Annotated in this window: 13 protein-coding genes; 2 read left to right on the top strand and 11 right to left on the bottom strand. The window is 44.0% G+C overall.

Translation table 11 applies throughout. The annotated features are described in order from the left end of the window. Window positions 1-35: 35 nt before the first annotated feature. From hrpA to ACP7AA_RS04225, 4 genes are all read right to left on the bottom strand, one after another. Window positions 36-4,379: an ATP-dependent RNA helicase HrpA gene (gene hrpA, locus ACP7AA_RS04240; protein WP_426222752.1), complete on the bottom strand. Its 4,344-nt coding sequence runs from the start codon at window positions 4,377-4,379 to the stop codon at window positions 36-38. Between the two features lie 219 nt (window positions 4,380-4,598). Further along, a complete protein-coding gene (locus ACP7AA_RS04235; RefSeq protein WP_201620296.1) occupies window positions 4,599-4,916 on the bottom strand; it encodes a hypothetical protein in 318 nt (105 codons plus the stop codon). 1 nt (window position 4,917) lies between these two features. After that, on the bottom strand, window positions 4,918-5,508 hold the full coding sequence (locus ACP7AA_RS04230) for a DUF1543 domain-containing protein (protein WP_426222751.1): 591 nt from the start codon (window positions 5,506-5,508) through the stop codon (window positions 4,918-4,920). Window positions 5,509-5,680: 172 nt separating this feature from the next. Beyond that, window positions 5,681-7,102, bottom strand: a complete 1,422-nt coding sequence (locus ACP7AA_RS04225) for an SLC13 family permease (protein ID WP_426222750.1) — start codon at window positions 7,100-7,102, stop codon at window positions 5,681-5,683. A gap of 501 nt (window positions 7,103-7,603) precedes the next feature. Here ACP7AA_RS04225 and ACP7AA_RS04220 point away from each other — a divergent pair. Further along, the gene (locus ACP7AA_RS04220) at window positions 7,604-7,765 is read left to right on the top strand and encodes a hypothetical protein (protein WP_201564991.1); all 162 of its coding nucleotides are present in this window, start codon (window positions 7,604-7,606) and stop codon (window positions 7,763-7,765) included. 53 nt (window positions 7,766-7,818) lie between these two features. On the opposite strand, the gene ACP7AA_RS04215 is transcribed toward ACP7AA_RS04220, so the two are convergent. Further along, window positions 7,819-8,517 carry a YoaK family protein gene (locus ACP7AA_RS04215; RefSeq protein ID WP_201620356.1) on the bottom strand — a complete coding sequence of 233 codons (699 nt, stop codon included), beginning with the start codon at window positions 8,515-8,517 and terminating at the stop codon, window positions 7,819-7,821. A gap of 109 nt (window positions 8,518-8,626) precedes the next feature. Continuing rightward, window positions 8,627-9,433, bottom strand: a complete 807-nt coding sequence (locus ACP7AA_RS04210) for an enoyl-ACP reductase FabI (protein WP_271133343.1) — start codon at window positions 9,431-9,433, stop codon at window positions 8,627-8,629. Between the two features lie 352 nt (window positions 9,434-9,785). Here ACP7AA_RS04210 and folE point away from each other — a divergent pair, with 352 nt between their 5' ends. Beyond that, window positions 9,786-10,382, top strand: a complete 597-nt coding sequence (gene folE / locus ACP7AA_RS04205; protein WP_281491554.1) for a GTP cyclohydrolase I FolE — start codon at window positions 9,786-9,788, stop codon at window positions 10,380-10,382. A gap of 124 nt (window positions 10,383-10,506) precedes the next feature. Here folE and ACP7AA_RS04200 read toward each other — a convergent pair whose 3' ends face one another. From ACP7AA_RS04200 to yejB, 5 genes are all read right to left on the bottom strand, one after another. Further along, entirely contained in the window at window positions 10,507-11,829 is a 1,323-nt protein-coding gene (locus ACP7AA_RS04200; protein ID WP_281491555.1) for an iron-containing alcohol dehydrogenase, read from the bottom strand. Window positions 11,830-12,074: 245 nt separating this feature from the next. After that, window positions 12,075-12,845, bottom strand: a complete 771-nt coding sequence (locus ACP7AA_RS04195; protein WP_426222749.1) for a hypothetical protein — start codon at window positions 12,843-12,845, stop codon at window positions 12,075-12,077. Between the two features lie 34 nt (window positions 12,846-12,879). Then, window positions 12,880-14,562 (bottom strand): ABC transporter ATP-binding protein, encoded by a 1,683-nt coding sequence (locus tag ACP7AA_RS04190; RefSeq protein WP_426222972.1) that lies wholly within the window; start codon window positions 14,560-14,562, stop codon window positions 12,880-12,882. Window positions 14,563-14,578: 16 nt separating this feature from the next. Beyond that, window positions 14,579-15,661, bottom strand: a complete 1,083-nt coding sequence (locus tag ACP7AA_RS04185) for an ABC transporter permease (protein WP_426222748.1) — start codon at window positions 15,659-15,661, stop codon at window positions 14,579-14,581. Continuing rightward, window positions 15,661-16,728, bottom strand: coding sequence for a microcin C ABC transporter permease YejB (yejB, locus tag ACP7AA_RS04180; RefSeq protein WP_426222747.1), 1,068 nt, complete (start codon window positions 16,726-16,728; stop codon window positions 15,661-15,663). Before yejB ends, ACP7AA_RS04185 begins: the two co-directional genes overlap by 1 nt. Window positions 16,729-16,747 lie beyond the last annotated feature (19 nt).

Raw genomic sequence — 16,747 nt, 5'->3', positions numbered from 1 at the left:
GGCGCACCCTACATACTATAAGATAAAATCCCATCTTAACTCATCTTATCCCATATCTTGCTTAGACGCTTCGGTGATACCGCCATGCGGGTTTTCATCGGTTGCGCGAAGAGCTGAATGCGATATTCCTCAACCATCCAACGGTACTCGCTAATGGCTTTATCGTTGGCACGATTTGCCAGCCGCTCCATGTGCACATCAAGGGCGTAGACACCTTCAAGGTCAGATTCAATATTATGCTCAAGGCGTTCGATACGAATCTCCAGCGCCTCCAGATAGCGTGGATACTGCTGCCAATGGCTATAATCCATGCGATAAACAAAGTCAGCCAATTGCAAGTCCTCTAGCTGATCTTCGATATCTTCGATAGACTCGCCAAATATTTCTCTATCAAGCATGAGTAAACTCTGACGGATACGCTGCCAACGGGTATAGACATTTTTAAGCGTTTTTATCACGTTTTGACCGGTTAATAGGAAGTTGCCTGCCACTACTTCCAAGGTTTTTTCATACTCTTCTGGCGTGAAAGGCAATTCTTCAGCAAGGGCTACAGCAGTATCATCGGCACTTTCAGGTAAATCAGCACTATGATCAAATAACACATAATGCTCTTCAAGCGCCGCATCCAATGCCGCATCGATAACGATGGTTTTTAGCTTCTCCATATCCCCAAGTGGCGCAAAGGCCAATTTGAATATCTTATCGATTTGACTGGTCAGCTGTTTTTTCTTAGCGCCAAGCTTACCTTTAATTAAAGTTAAAACCCCGATACGGTGCGCCTGCAACGCCGCATTGACATCGGTATATTGATGAATCGATACCGCTTCACCTGACGCGTCTGCGACCAAGGCAGCAAACTGCTTCATCACCACGCCTGCGCTATGATGGTTTTTGCTAAAGGCAAAATGCCCAGGGAATTCGGTGTGCGTGCCTTGCTGCTCGTGCACCGCTTGGCGGGTTTCACTAGCATGGCGAATTTGCAGCGTTTGCAGGTCACGACCTTTTTCGATAATGCGGTTTTTGTCATCAACAACGCAGATTTGCGGCTGCAAATAGCGATCAATACTAGCAGGGTTAAAGCTATCTGGTGTCACCGACATAATGCCGCGACGATTTAGGGCTTGGCAAAGCTGCTTAAGCAGTCCTTGACCACCAGCGGGCTGCAATTCATCAAACAAGCTATCGGCGGTGTCAGGAATCGGTACAATTTGACGGCGAATGTCTTTCGGCAATGACTTGAGCAATTGTAATACCAGCTCATAGCGCCAACCGGGCACGCCCCACAATAGCTCAATCGCATCGAGCTGTGGTAGCGCCACCAGTGGCACACGAATGGTCACGCCATCATCATCGCTTGACGGATCAAAGACATAGCGTAGCGGTAATTTTAAATCACCCAACTTCCACACTTCTGGGAAATCGCCTGTCGTTGGCGCTTGGCTATTAAGCACGTCATCATCGGTAAAGAATAAATGCTTAGCATCATTTTTCTCTACCTCGGCACGCCAATCCTCAAACGCTTTGCGGCTGGCAATATGTTCGGGGATTTTTTTATCATAAAACTGATATAGCGCTTCTTCATCAACCAATAAATCACGGCGACGCAATTTATCTTCGATGCGTTCAATATCAGCGATTTTATCCATATTATGCTGTAAAAATGGCGCTTGCCGACCTAAATTACCAGTCACCAAACCATCACGGATAAAAATTTCCCGCGACTCAGCTAAGTTGACTTGCTCATAGTTGGTCAGCTGCTTACTGATAATAATGAGACCAAATAAACTAATTTGCGCATAGGCTTTGACACGCCCCGTCTTCTTCGACCAATGCGGCTCAAAGTAGTGATATTTTAATAAGTCACCTGCCGCCGAGATAATCCATTCCGGCTCAATTTTGGCAACGGTGCGCATAAACACTTGAGAGGTTTCAACCACTTCAAAAGCCATGACCCAAGGCGGTACTTGTTTAAACACCGTACTGGCTGGGAAGATTTTGGCTTTTTGCTGGCGCGCAGCAAGATACTCACCGCGATTTTCAGTTTTATGCGCAATCGTAGATAACAAACCTGTTAACAATGCGCGATGTAAATTGGCATATTTAACGGCTTTGAGTTCTTCATCTTCAATCGCAGTAGGGTCGCTCGTAACATTCTCTAACGAAGCATTTTTATTACTACCTTTATCAGCAGTTTTTGTATCCTTAACATCCGTCAGCTTAAGCTCGGTCACCATTTGTACCAGCTGGTGATGGGTTTGGTTCCATTCACGGACACGCGGGAAGCTCAGATAGTTTTTCTTGGTAAAATTCTTACGCTGATTACCAGACAGCTTATTGCCGTCTTCGTCTTTTTCAAACAGTGCTTTCCACAGACTTAAATAAAATAGAAAGTCGGAGTCATCTTGGCGAAATTCTGCGTGCTTTTGATCGGCTTGCTGGCGCTTATTTACTGGGCGCTCGCGTGGATCTTGTACGGCAAGCGCCGCAACGACAATGAGCATTTCACGGATACAATCAAAGTCAGAACCAGCAACCAACATACGTGCCAGCCTTGGGTCGATTGGCATACGTGCCATTTTTTGCCCAGTCGCTGTCAGAACCAGATGATCAAGACCTTTTTTGGGCTTGTTGGTTTGCTTAGCAGAAGAGGCTTCATTTTTAGAGGTAATCGCGCCAAGCTCATCGAGCAGCTTATGCCCATCAGTAACTAAGCGGCTATCAGGTGGCTCAATAAAGGCAAAATCATCAACACTACCTAAGCGCAGATTGGCCATCTGTAAAATAACGGATGCAAGATTGGTCCGTAAAATTTCAGGTTCGGTAAATTCTGGACGGCCGGTAAAGTCCTCTTCGCTATATAGACGGATACAAACACCCGGCGCAACACGGCCACAACGACCCTTACGCTGATTGGCTGCTGCTTGTGAGATGGCTTCGATCGGTAAACGCTGTACGCGTGAGCGATACGAATAACGCGAAATCCGCGCAAATCCTAAGTCAATCACATAGCGAATGCCGGGTACGGTCAACGCCGTCTCGGCAACGTTGGTGGCTATAACGATACGCCGACCGCGACCTGAGGGCTGAAAGATACGCTGCTGCTCTTCGTAAGTCTGCCGTGCAAATAGTGGCAGCACTTCGGTATGTTTTGGCCCATGACGCTCAAGCACCTCTTGGAGCTCACGAATTTCAGCTTCAGTTGCCGCAAATATTAAAATATCTGCTTGATCGGCATGACCTTTATCTTGCGCATCGCTAAAACATTCCTCGACTGCGGCAACGACCGCACGTGGCAGATTTTCTTCAAAATCATCATAGCTGTCATCATCCGAGCTATTCACTGGCTCATCAGTCAACGGGCGATAACGAACTTCTACGGGAAAACTACGACCCTCAACATTAAAAATCGGCGCAGGCACGTTACGCTTAAGCTTATTATCATAACGACTAAAGTATTCGCTAAAACGCTTAGTATCGAGGGTTGCAGAGGTAATAATGACTTTTAAATCAGGGCGCTTAGGCAGCAGTTTTTTCAGGTAACCCATAATAAAGTCAATGTTTAAGCTACGCTCATGCGCCTCATCAATAATAATGGTGTCGTACTTACTTAAAAACCGGTCATGCCCCAATTCAGCCAGTAAGATACCATCAGTCATGAGCTTCACGACAGATTGCGCTGTGCCTTGTTCATTAAAGCGAATCTTAAAGCTGACCGTATTACCGAGCTGCTCGCCCAATTCTTCAGCGATACGGTTTGCCACACTTCTAGCAGCCAGTCGTCTTGGTTGTGTATGCCCTATTTGCCCCGTGATACCACGACCTGCCAGCATGGCCAGTTTTGGTAATTGCGTCGTCTTACCAGAGCCCGTCTCGCCTGCGACAATAATCACTTGGTTATCAATAATAGCTTGGATTAAATCGTCAGCACGTTGGCTTACAGGCAAATCAAGATTCAGCTTTTCAGCCAATTTGTTTGGAATACTATCCATACGTGCCTGCACCGCTTGCTGTGAGCGGGTTTTTATCTTGTCATATTGGGCACGTTTTTTGGCTAGCCCGTCTTCTGCTTTATTATCAGCATCCTTCTTGTCTCTCTTATTGTTAGCCACAGCAGCCCGCGCCAGCTCACCCTCTAAGCGGCTAAGAAAATAGCTATCTTTTGCCAGCACGGGTAAATCAGCAGCAACCTTAGCTTGCGAAGACGTACTATCACTGTTTGCCGTGATATTTGAGTCATCATTATCTAAGTTTGCAACTTTACTTGATTCATTACTTGACTGATTGGAGCTAAAGGCACTGGTGTTTCGTTCATTGGAGCTTAGTTCATTGGCGGTGTTTTCAGTAGGCATTTCTGAGACATTCTTAGAAGTATTGGGCATATTCACTTAGGCTATTTATTATTTGGAAGTGGTTAGATTATGGGGGTAATTTGGGCATGATTCAAGATGGTTATAGTGCTTGGTTGACACATTGAAATCTTTTATCAGTTTTGAGATCCCTAGCTTTGATGGCATTGATAATGTAATAGCTCTTTTCATGCCCATGGTTAAGCCATCAAGCACGCCCTAAAACTAATAAAAACGGCCAAAAGAGTAAAATTAAGCGTTACTGGTATAAATGAGCTGTCGATTAGTCGCAGCTCCCGTAAAGAAGGTATGGAGCTTTTGCAATGGCACCATAGGAAAAGGCAGGTGCAACGAAAGTATTAATCTCTCAAACGCAACCACCTCATCAGCTAATGACTTAGCGACGTCAGGCTGAATCTGCGGATTTTCATAAAGATTATCAATTAACCACGTCAATTGCGGAAAATTGGCATTATTATGAACCTGATAAAGCGTGGTCAATAACTCATCAGGTATCTGGCAACGCGTTTTGCGAATGATGCCGTTTTTAAAATACATATTTAAAGCCATATTATGCTAACTTCCTTAAATTCTTGATACTCAGATAACCAACGTATTCTTTATCATCAGCATTCACAAGCTCATGACTATCATTAGCCATAGGCTCAATTAATAGCCGAACATTTGAGATAAGGTCATTGACGTTATAAATATTATCGATATCTACCTCAAACTTATCATCGATATGCGAGGCGGCGTTGAAAGTTGAGTCTTTATCTTTATAAGTGAACGCTTTATAAAACTTGCTCTGCTTTGCTTGCTTAATGGCGTCCGCTTGAGTAGCAGCAACAATAAGCAGTTTGTAATGAAATTCCTCAAAACTGCCCTGCTGATAGCCACCTAAATTGATAAAAAACAATTTTAAACCGTTAGCACTCTCTACTTGATTGCTTGACTCAACCAATTGGACACTATAATTATCGACTTTGCTAATCGCTCGGTACGAATCAATATGCCATTTATTTCTGACTTCAGGCCAATGCTGATTGATATCGTCTATCAACTCGCTGACTTCATTGGCCACGCCAAAAAATATATCGTGCTGCTCAATCAAACGACCTTTGGGGCGACCACCAAGTTGCACCATAAACAGTGTTAGCATGTTATGTAGTCCTTATTAGGTATATAAAACTTATGGTTAGAGCATGTCCTCACTTTAAAACGATAACACGCTCTAGTTATATAGTCATTGCAAATAAAAAGAAATAAAAAAACCCAATGTTTAAGCGCTTAAACATCGGGTTTTAGGAGTTATGATGAACTTGATTGCGAGGTTATATTAAGAAGAAATAAGCCCACAGTCCGACGACAAAGGTAGCAATGATATTGAGTATGACACCCACACGTATCATCTCTGTTTGCTTAATCAGACCCGTACCAAAGACAATGGCGTTTGGCGGAGTCGCAACAGGGAGCATAAAGGCACAAGAAGCACCGATACCGATAATCATTACTAATACTGCAGGTGGCAGACCCATTTGCTCAGCAATAGCAGCAAAGACAGGCACTAACAAGGCCGCAGATGCGGTATTAGAGGCAAACTCTGTTAAGAAAATAATAAATGCCGAGACTGCAAGTACGACTACGATAAGCGGTGCAGCTGATAGTCCATTGGCAACGGTTTGACCAAGAACCAAAGATGCTCCTGAGACTTTTAGAACGGTTGAAAGTGCAATACCACCACCGAATAGCATGAGTACGCCCCAGTCAGTATTGTCAGACACTTGCTTCCATGACACCAAACCCAAGCTAACCACTGCTGATGCCGCTAATAGCGCGACAATGGAGTCAATATCCTCGACATTCAGTGCTGCACCGATTTGTTTAGAGAATATCCAGCTCAATGCGGTGACGATAAAGACAATAATCGTCAGCACACGTGGCTTATTCCATGCAATAGGCTCATCTTCGTTCAGTGTTACCTGACGATTAAGATTGGGCTTGAGAAATAAATACATCGCACCAAGCAATAATGGCAACAGCACTAACATCATTGGAATACCAAACTTCATCCAGTCCACAAAGGCAATGTTGAGCGCCTTTGCCGCAATAGCGTTTGGCGGTGAACCAACAATCGTACCCAAACCACCAAGGCTGGCAGAATAAGCAATACCTAATAGTACGAATACAAAGGTACCACGGTCTTTTTCGCGATCAACCTGCGTTAGAATACCCAGTGCTAATGGCAGCATCATCGCTGCAGTAGCCGTGTTCGATATCCACATCGATAAAAACGCAGTCACGCCAAATATTAAGAATACCGCGTTTCTAAGATTGCCGCCTGACATTGATAGAATCTTGAGCGCAATCTTTCTATCTAACTGCTGTACGTGCAACGCTGCCGCTAAAGCAAAACCACCAAAGAACAAATAAATGATTGGGTTGGCAAAGCTCTGTAAACCGATTGCAGCATCGAAGTCAGGCAAACCAATAAGTGCCCCTATGACAACGACCAATATCGCTGTAATGGTCACATGCACCGCTTCCGTCAACCATAACACGCCGATAAAGAACAACATCGCGAGGCCTTTATTGGCACTTATATCGTACGGCAACACATTATAAATAATCATACTGATAACCGCCGCAATGGCGACCACTATCAGTCCTTTACCGGTACCTTTTGGAAAGGTATCGGTAAATAAGTACTCGTTGCCATCATCCGGAAGATGGCTATCTAGTTTTTGCTCTGACATAAAATGTCCTTATTTTCCCAAAGACGGTGTAAAAAGACGCTAAAATAAAGATGCATTTTAGCGATTTGCCATTCATTCATCGGCAACCACTAAAAAGACGCCGACATCATAACAGATATATAACAAAAAACTGATGTAACAAAGCGGTTATTAAATTTGCAATAGATATGGTCATATCAAAGCTAAAAAACTGACTTCAATGCATTGTGATTTTTAATAAACTAAAATGAATGCACCTTAAACAATACGTTGCCAAGATAAATTTTTCTGTTAGCTGAAGTCCTTTTAAACCCTTATAGTTAATTAGCCTTATCAAGCATTAACCCGTGTGAGGTGCCGTTACACATCGTCACTAAACAAGCGTACACTGTATATGTACAAGCACATGCTGCTATCCCATACTAAATAAGTCGCTATAAAACCAAACACCAATAAACGTTACTTATTAAATTCTTATAACGTTTTTTATTGGAAGTTGATAAAAATAATTAGGAGTACTTTATGACAGACTCAAATAAAACCGACTCGACCACTAAAATGGCACCAAAAGACATCAACCAAGATGGCTTGGCCAAAAAAGACCAACAGCGCACTGATGACTCTGCACTGGATATGATGCAAGGTTTGCATGAACATGAAAATCATGAAGAAGACGAGAAATAATTTATCTAATAATTAATCTTATGTAAGTAATAACATTAAAATAAAAGCGCCCATCAAGTAGATGGGTGCTTTTTGCGTCTTGGCTGTCTTTTTTCTGGCAGACGATCTGACACATAGTTATAAATAAATGCCGCGCACAAAACAATGGTGATAGGGACAAATAACGCCCCATAGCCGACTTTGGCATATAAAAATGCCCCGACCGCTCCGCCACCGCTAAAGCTGTACCAAATAATTGCCTGAAAGCCCAGTGTCGGCTTACTGATACGACGACCAGCCAACCAATTGCCGATTGCAGCGCCCATATCAGAGGTTAGACCGGTCAAATGCGTGGTGCGAATAACAGCCCCGCTATAAGTGGCGACCATCGCATTCTGCAACCCGCATGCCATTGCCGCCGCCAACTGCCCTAAATAATCATGCTGCTGATATAACCAGTAGCTCATTAATAACAACGCCGCTTCAATATAAAGCGCCGTGCCGTAACGCCGACCTAATTTTAATGACCGTTGACCAATCACATAGCCGCTCAATATCGCCCCTGCCAAAAAAGACAGCAGTAGCGCACCGATATATAAAATACTGCGGCCGTCTAAATGGGCAATCGCGGCTGAAAATAAGCTAACGTTACCCGTCACATGCGAGACAGATAAATTAGTAAAGCCCATTAATGCGGCTGTATTGACGCAGCCTGCACTGAATGCCAGCACAGCGCCGCCCCACAATATCCATCCTGGTAATTTGGTTATCATATTCGTCGCTTTATGGCTTATTACCAAAAAGCCCCTATTATAACCAAAAAAGACAGCCAATTGGCTGCCTTCCTTAAGTCTTAACTCATATTACCCTTAATTAAAACAATTATTTTGTCTCATCAAGCATCATTAATTGCTCACTGATGGCAACGGTATTAAAACCTGCGTCCACAAACATAATCTCACCGGTGATACCAGATGCCCAAGGTGATAACAAGAAAAGCGCCGCATTACCGACTTCAGTCTGAGTAATATTACGCTGTAGCGGAGCGATTTTTTCACTGATATCAAGCATTTTACGGAACGATTTGATGCCGCTTGCCGCAAGGGTACGGATAGGGCCAGCAGAAATGGCGTTCACACGGATACCTTCACCGCCCATCGAAGTGGCAAGGTAGCGAACGCTGGCCTCTAAACTGGCCTTTGCCATGCCCATAACGTTGTAATTTGGCAATACTGAAATACTACCTTCATAAGTCAAGGTCAGCATAGAACCATGGCGCATGGCCAACAAAGCACGCGCTTCTTTGGCCAATGCTACAAAGCTATAGCTTGAGATATCATGGGCAATTTGGCTGCCTTCACGAGTGGTGGCATTGACAAAATCACCATCCAATTGATCCATCGGTGCAAAGCCAATCGCGTGTACCACGCCATCAATACCATCGCCCCAATGCGCGGTCACTTGCTCAAAACATGCCGCAATCGACTCATCCGATGCCACATCACACTCAAGTACCAAGTCAGCTTCAAAGGCTTCTGCGGCCATATCGACCCGTTTTTTAATTTTATCGTTTGGATAAGTGAGAATTAACGATGCGCCTTCACGATGTAGGGCTTCAGCGATTGCCCAAGCGATAGAAAGCTTGCTTGCGATGCCAGTGATGACAAAGCGTTGTCCTTGTAGTAGCATAATATTTCCCTGTAAATCGATTGAAATGATAGATTATTTTTAATAGCTCGCTCACAAATAGCGAGTAAAAGCACAAGTTAAAAGATGACTTATTATACACGAATTAATTTAAGTAAACACTCGTATACTGTATTTACTTACACTGTATGAACACCCTTCTCTTTTAATAGTACCATCTAATATGGATAAAACGATTATCTACTGACCACAGCAGTATGAAGTTGAGTGGATTTCAAGTATAATCACAGCCCTCCCAGCTTGCACAATTTTTATAAAAATCCGTTACAACCGTTGTTTGTAACCAAGGATTTAGCGTTAAGCTACACCCACATTTTGGATGGCTGCCAAACTTATGAGCAATACCCCAACACTAGCATCAGATTTTCAAGAAAGTGTCGAATCTTATCGTCAGCTAATCACCTCAACTGGCGAAAACTTAGAGCGTCCCGGCTTGCAAGACACCCCAACGCGTGCAGCAAAAGCGTTTGCGCATTTGACTAAGGGTTATCATCAAAGCTTGGATGAAGTCGTCAATGGCGCGGTATTCCCATCGACCAATCGTGAATTGGTCTTGGTGCAAAACATTGAATTTTATTCATTATGTGAGCATCATATGTTGCCGTTTCATGGCGTCGCGCACATCGGCTACTTGCCGAATGGTCACGTATTAGGGCTGTCAAAATTCGCTCGTATCGTCGATATGTTTGCCCGTCGTTTGCAAATTCAAGAGAATTTAAGCGAACAAGTGGCACAAACGATTATGGATGTGACGGGTTGCCGCGGTGTGGCAGTAGTCATGGATGCAGCGCACATGTGCATGATGATGCGCGGCGTGAATAAACAGCATTCAACCACGCGCAGTACAGCGATGCTGGGCGAATACGTATACGACAATCAAGCACGTAATGAATTTTTAGATGCGGTGCCAAAGCGGAAACCTGCTTTTTAAATATCAATCAAGATAAAAACCAGCAACAGAAATAAAAGTCAAAAAAAAGAGCATATTGCCATATTAGCAATATGCTCTTTTTTATTTATAAAGGTTGTTAATTAGAGATTGTTAATGAGAGCTATTAAGCCACCTTATCATTTTTTGAGTCACTTTTTGAGTCACGACTTGCGTGCTCATCACTGGCTTGCTGAATCTTAGTTAAAATAGCCTTGATTTCAGCTGCAGACAGATAAGTCGGTACCGCATAAGTATCGCTGACTTCTTTAGCCGCGGCTTTGGCAATGTTATCAAAATCACTGCTTTGCATGCCTTTAACGGTTGGATCGATATTTAAGGTAGCAATCAATTCGCGTACTTGCGCGATGAGATGATCGGCAATGTCGCTATCGCTCTTGTTAGCTTGACCCGATTTTACCATACCGGTTTTACGAGCCAACTCTGCCAGTCTTTTCTTGCTGCCTTTACGATTGACGTCAAGCACATACGGCAGCACGATGGCATTGGCGCGACCATGAGGAATACTATAATGCGCTCCTAACTGGTGAGCGATGGCATGGACGTAGCCAAGACCAGCTTTATTAAAGGCGATACCGCCGTAATGAGCGGCAATACCCATCTCTTCACGGGCTTTAAGATTGCCGCCATCTTTATAAACTAGGGGTAAGTTTTGCATCACAGATTTAACTGCAGACGCCGCATAGTAGTCGGTCTCGACGCTGGCATTGGCACTCATCCAAGCTTCTAAGGCATGCGTTAAGACATCGATACCTGTATCGGCTGTGATATGCGCCGGCATGCCTTTCATAATAACTGGATCAATAGCCGCGGCTAATGGCACCATTCTTGGGTCGATAGATAAGGCTTTTTGATGAGTTTTATCATCTGATACTACCGCACCCAAAGTAGCTTCTGAGCCCGTGCCAGCGGTGGTCGGAATACAATAAAGCGGAACCGAAGGCTTTCTAGCTTTCAAGATACCGATAAGCTGTTTTGGCTTGCAGTTATTGCCTTGTGACATGGCAATCATTTTAGCAGCATCAATGACCGAACCACCACCAATAGCAATAATTGAGTCGCACTTAGCGTCGACAGACTTACGTAGTCCTTCTTCGACGACTTTAAAAGTAGGATCTGGGGTAATGCCATCGTAGACTTTATAGCTGATGTTTTTGCTATCTAGGTAGTCAGTGACTTTCGCAGGGATACCAAGTTTGTTTAATACCGCGTCAGTAACGATAAAAACGTTGGTATTGCCTTCATTGATGAGCATGTCGCACAGATCCTCACAAGAGGTCTCACCGACGAATAACATAGGTCTTCTGATAGGTACAACGTACGCAAAGGCTTTTAGCACTTTAGCACGCGTCTTGGCAACCGCCAAATAACCGGCGTGTTGTAAGCCCGTACTGTTTACCAATTTAGAAATAGTATTTTGTTTTTTCATGGGTATAAAAATCCTTTTTAATGATGCTAATACTAGCAATAGCGACAACTTAAAGCAGTGATTCATCACCGCTGTCAAAATAAGAATACTTTTAAAATAAAAGTGCTGTGTCAGTGCCTAGCTACTCTAAACTACTGTTTAAACTTATTGTACCACCGCCATTTTTAGGATGTCATGATTATTATGAACTGCTATGTTCTGGTTATTTAGCGTCGCATCTTTACTTATACAACGAAAATCAGCTATCAACTTTTTTCTTTACGAAAACTTAAAATAGCCTCAGTAGCGACTTGTTGAATGCGTTGCCAGTCCGCTAAGTTCCACCGTGAATAACTGGCATAGACATCTAGCTGCATAGCAGGTTCTAAGTCAAAATACTGAGTACAAGGAGGACGTATAACCTGTCGATTAGTACACCTTATATAAGTCACTATCGTACCGTTACCATCTCGCTTTATAAAAACATCCTCTGCAAATCTATCTTCACGCCATGGTTTGTTGGTCTTTGGGTCTATACCTGGCGGGGAGTAGACTTCTAAACCATACTGTTTTTCAGGCAATTTTTCATATCGATGTCTAGGGGTAACCTCGTAGGTAGGATTAATCTTACCTTTACCCATGCGATCGATACCTTTGGAACCATAATAGCGATCACCTGAATTGATACCGACTGAGACCCACGGATTTTCTGGTAGCTTTTTTTCTTGATGATATATGTCTGCTAGCTTACCAAAAGGACCATCTAGTAGAGTTTTATCGGTATAGCGAATATCAAAGCCAAGACTATTGATTTTAGATTGATAGGTTCGTTCAGGCTTTTTGCCCACGATCTTCTCTCCCCAACTAGGATCCCCATCATATTCAATCAATTCGACAAATTCTCTAGGTAGATTTACAGAAACGCCACCAAGATCGCCAATGGCATATTTGTCTTGTGTTTCAGCTACGGTTGAATTCTCCGAACAGCCAATAAGTAATAGAGCGCTAGATAAAAGCATCAAGCATAATTTTCTCATGATTTTTACTTATAATAATTGATAGCGTTTATTGTTATAACAAACTCGCCTGCAATAATTGCTGCGCATACGGGTGCTGGGGATTATTAAACACATCTTCGCTACGACCCGACTCAATACACACACCATCTTTTATCACCATCATATGCTGACATAAGGCACGGACTACTTTTAAATCGTGGCTGATAAACACATAGCTGACTTGCAATTTTTCTTGAATCTCACGTAGCAAGCTGACCACAGTGACTTGCGTGGTGCTATCAAGCGCGGACGTCGGCTCATCCAATATCAACAGACTTGGTCGCATAATGAGTGCACGGGCAAGCGCCACGCGCTGACGCTGTCCACCTGATAGCTCATGCGGATAACGCTGCGCAAAATCAGCTGGTAGATGCACAGTCACCAAACTATCCATCACCGCTTGTTGACGTTCTGCTTTATTGACACCTTGTACTAACAGCCCTTCTGCGACGATTTGCATGACCGTCATGCGAGGGTTAATACTGGCAAAGGGATCTTGAAATACCATTTGAATTTGCGAACGGAAGGTGCGCAAATCACGTTTGGACAATGCTGTAATATCTTGTCCATTGACCATTATCTGACCACTGACACGCGCTTGATTGCTGAGTAATTGGCTTAGCGCAAGGGCAATCGTGGTTTTCCCAGAACCTGACTCACCAACGATACCGAGTGCCTGCCCTTTCTGTAGGGTCATATCGACATCTTTTACCGCATCAAACCAGCGTTTGGTACCGCCAAATAGATTTTTTTCAATAGGAAACTGCACTTGTAAATTACTGACTTGCAATACAGTTGGTAACTGACTTTCATCATCCAATAAACTGAGTGCTTGCCCGAAATCTTGCTTGATAAGCGAGCGGGTATATTCCGCTTTAGGCTGGCCAAATACTGCTGCTGTTTGCCCTTGCTCAATAGTGTGTCCTTGGCGCATGACGATGACTTCATCGCTATAGCGCCTGACCAGATTGAGATCATGGCTGATTAATATCATTGCCATATTATGCTGACGCTTAAGGTTATCTAACAGCTCAAGAATCTCATGTTGCAAGGTTACATCAAGCGCAGTAGTCGGTTCATCAGCGATTAAAATATCAGGTTGCTGCGCCAATGCCATGGCAATCATGACTCGCTGACGTTGACCGCCCGATAATTCATGCGGATAGCGATTTAGCTTATCAGCAGGGTCGTTGATATTGACATCATTTAACAAGGCGATACTTTTTTCGCGCCATTGCTTTTTGGCTACGCCGCTGAGATGCAATGATTCAGCAATTTGTTTGCCGACTGTATGTAGTGGATTAAGCGCCGTCATCGGCTCTTGAAACACCATACCGATATGCTGACCACGAATAGAGCGCAGCGCCGCATTACGTGCCTTATTATTAGCTACCGGTAATGTCACCATTCCTGTTACATCTGCTAATTGTACATCGCCAGTAACGGTCAAACTGTCCGGTAGCAAACCCAATAGCGCAAGACTGGCAATCGACTTACCAGAGCCCGACTCACCAACTATGGCAAGTGTTTGTCCTTGCCGCAGCTCATACGATAGCTTATCGACTAAAGGCACGCCAAGAGTGTTGGCAATACTAAGCTTATCCACTATCAGCATGAGCTTGCTTTGGGCATTGCTATGATTGTCATTTAAACGATTTTTTTGCTTAGTAGCAGTTGTCATATTAGCGGTTATCATATTCTCAGTTGTCATATCACGAGCGCCTCGGATCAAAGGCATCACGTAGCGCTTCGCCAACGAAGATTAGCAATGATAAGATAAAGGTTAAGCTAAAGAACCCTGATAGCGCAAGCCATGGGGCATCAAGGTTGTTTTTCCCTTGTACCATCAACTCACCGAGCGACGGTGAACCAGGCGGTAAACCATAACCTAAGAAATCTAGCGCTGTTAACGCAATAATATTAGCCGTTAAAATGAACGGCAGCTGTGACAAGCTTGAAGCTAAGGCGTTGGGTAAGATATGCCTGAGCATGATTTGACTGTCTGACACCCCAAGGTTACGAGCAGCACGGACATAATCAAAGTTACGCGCACGTAAAAACTCCGCCCGTACCAAACCGACTAACCCCATCCAGCCGAATAATAACATCATTGCAAACAGCATAAAGATACTAGGGCTAAATAAGCTCACCAAAATAATAATCATAAACAGCTGCGGCATACCGCCCCATACTTCCATAAAGCGCTGCCCGGCTAAATCTACCCAGCCACCGTAATAACCTTGTATCGCACCGACGATAATACCAATCAAAGCGCCCGCGAGCGTCAGTGCCAGTCCAAACAATAACGATACCCGCAACCCATAAAGTATCCGTGCCAGCACATCGCGACCTAAGTCATCAGTACCAAGCCAGTTCTGGCTATTCGGCGCGGCCGGATACGGAATACCTAACTCAACGTTTGGCGTCTGATCGGCAAATGGAATGGGCGGCATAATATAAAAGCCCTGCTCATCAATCAGCGTTTGCACCGCAGGGTCTTTATAGTTGGTTTCGGTCTCAAACACCCCACCAAAAGTCGTTTCAGGATAGGCTTTTAGTACGGGGAAATAATAATTGTCTTGATACTGCACCAGTAGCGGTTTGTCATTAGCAATGACATTGGCTGCCATACAAATGACGAATATCAGCGCAAAAATAAACAGCGATATGACACCAAGGCGATTATGACGAAAACGGTTTAGGCGTGCCTGCCAGATAGGATTTAGGCGGCGTTTTTTTTCTATAGGAATAGAAGATGCAGTTGAGGGCGTTGAAGATAATGGATGACTTGACATTAGCGCCCCTCAAAATCGATACGGGGATCAATTAAGTGATAACTTAAATCACTGATTAACTGTAATAACAGTCCTACCAAGGTAAAAATAAACAGCGTACCGAATATCACCGGATAATCGCGCTGTTGGATGGCTTCAAAACCTAACAGCCCCAAACCATCAAGTTTAAAGATAATCTCAATCAAAAAATTGCCAGCAAAGAAAACCCCAACGATGGCCGCTGGAATACCAGCAATAATAATCAGCATGGCATTACGAAACACATGACCATATAGAACTTGACGCTCACCCAAGCCTTTTGCGCGAGCGGTGAGCACGTATTGCTTACCAAGCTCTTCTAAAAAGCTAAACTTGGTCAAATAGGTTAAGCCGGCAAAACCGCCAACGGTACTTGCTAGGAGCGGTAGCGCCAGATGCCAAAAGTAATCTTTCACTTTACCAAGCGTGCTTAATTGATCGAAATTCTCAGAGGTTAATCCTTGCAATGGGAAAATATTCCAGTAGCTGCCACCAGCGAAAAACACCAATAGTATGACGGCAAATACAAAAACGGGAATCGCATGGCCGATAGCAAGCAGCATCGCCGTGGCTTTATCAATCCCCGAGCCATGATGCATGGCTTTATAAACACCCAGTGGAATCGCTATCATATAAATCAGCAACGTGCTCCAAAGCCCGAGTGAGATGGAGACGGGCAGCTTCTCTATAATGAGGTCAGTCACAGTCTGACCTTTAAAAAACGACTCACCAAAATCCAGCTGGGCATAATTTTTTAGCATTAGCCAAAAGCGCTCAGGCGCGGATTTATCAAAGCCGTATTGCGCATTGATGGCCGCTACCATCTCCTCCGATAGACCGCGTGTACCTTGGTAAGTACTAGTATTACCGGCACTGCCCGCACCAAGATTACCGCCGAGCGCATTGTCCTTTGCGCTTTGCTCAATAAGCGCCAGTTGCTGCTCAACAGGACCGCCCGGCGCCGCTTGTACAATGACAAAGTTTGCCAGCAATATCAAAAATAGCGTCGGTAATATCAGTAATAACCTTTTTAAGATATAACGACCCATAATGGCGGCTTCCTAAAAT

It is taken from the genome of Psychrobacter sp. DWR1-2-3 (assembly GCF_049896465.1).
GTDB lineage: Bacteria > Pseudomonadota > Gammaproteobacteria > Pseudomonadales > Moraxellaceae > Psychrobacter > Psychrobacter maritimus.
The sequence above is the reverse complement of the archived record's forward strand: the minus strand, read 5'-3'. Positions and strand labels throughout refer to the sequence as shown.

What these genes read in the sequence shown, in the direction of transcription:
- hrpA (WP_426222752.1), bottom strand. Translation starts at nt 4,379, where the DNA reads ATGCCCAATACTTCTAAGAATGTCTCAGAAATGCCTACTGAAAACACC.
- ACP7AA_RS04235 (WP_201620296.1), bottom strand. Translation starts at nt 4,916, where the DNA reads ATGGCTTTAAATATGTATTTTAAAAACGGCATCATTCGCAAAACGCGT.
- ACP7AA_RS04230 (WP_426222751.1), bottom strand. Translation starts at nt 5,508, where the DNA reads ATGCTAACACTGTTTATGGTGCAACTTGGTGGTCGCCCCAAAGGTCGT.
- ACP7AA_RS04225 (WP_426222750.1), bottom strand. Translation starts at nt 7,102, where the DNA reads ATGTCAGAGCAAAAACTAGATAGCCATCTTCCGGATGATGGCAACGAG.
- ACP7AA_RS04220 (WP_201564991.1), top strand. Translation starts at nt 7,604, where the DNA reads ATGACAGACTCAAATAAAACCGACTCGACCACTAAAATGGCACCAAAA.
- ACP7AA_RS04215 (WP_201620356.1), bottom strand. Translation starts at nt 8,517, where the DNA reads ATGATAACCAAATTACCAGGATGGATATTGTGGGGCGGCGCTGTGCTG.
- ACP7AA_RS04210 (WP_271133343.1), bottom strand. Translation starts at nt 9,433, where the DNA reads ATGCTACTACAAGGACAACGCTTTGTCATCACTGGCATCGCAAGCAAG.
- folE (WP_281491554.1), top strand. Translation starts at nt 9,786, where the DNA reads ATGAGCAATACCCCAACACTAGCATCAGATTTTCAAGAAAGTGTCGAA.
- ACP7AA_RS04200 (WP_281491555.1), bottom strand. Translation starts at nt 11,829, where the DNA reads ATGAAAAAACAAAATACTATTTCTAAATTGGTAAACAGTACGGGCTTA.
- ACP7AA_RS04195 (WP_426222749.1), bottom strand. Translation starts at nt 12,845, where the DNA reads ATGAGAAAATTATGCTTGATGCTTTTATCTAGCGCTCTATTACTTATT.
- ACP7AA_RS04190 (WP_426222972.1), bottom strand. Translation starts at nt 14,562, where the DNA reads ATGATAACCGCTAATATGACAACTGCTACTAAGCAAAAAAATCGTTTA.
- ACP7AA_RS04185 (WP_426222748.1), bottom strand. Translation starts at nt 15,661, where the DNA reads ATGTCAAGTCATCCATTATCTTCAACGCCCTCAACTGCATCTTCTATT.
- yejB (WP_426222747.1), bottom strand. Translation starts at nt 16,728, where the DNA reads ATGGGTCGTTATATCTTAAAAAGGTTATTACTGATATTACCGACGCTA.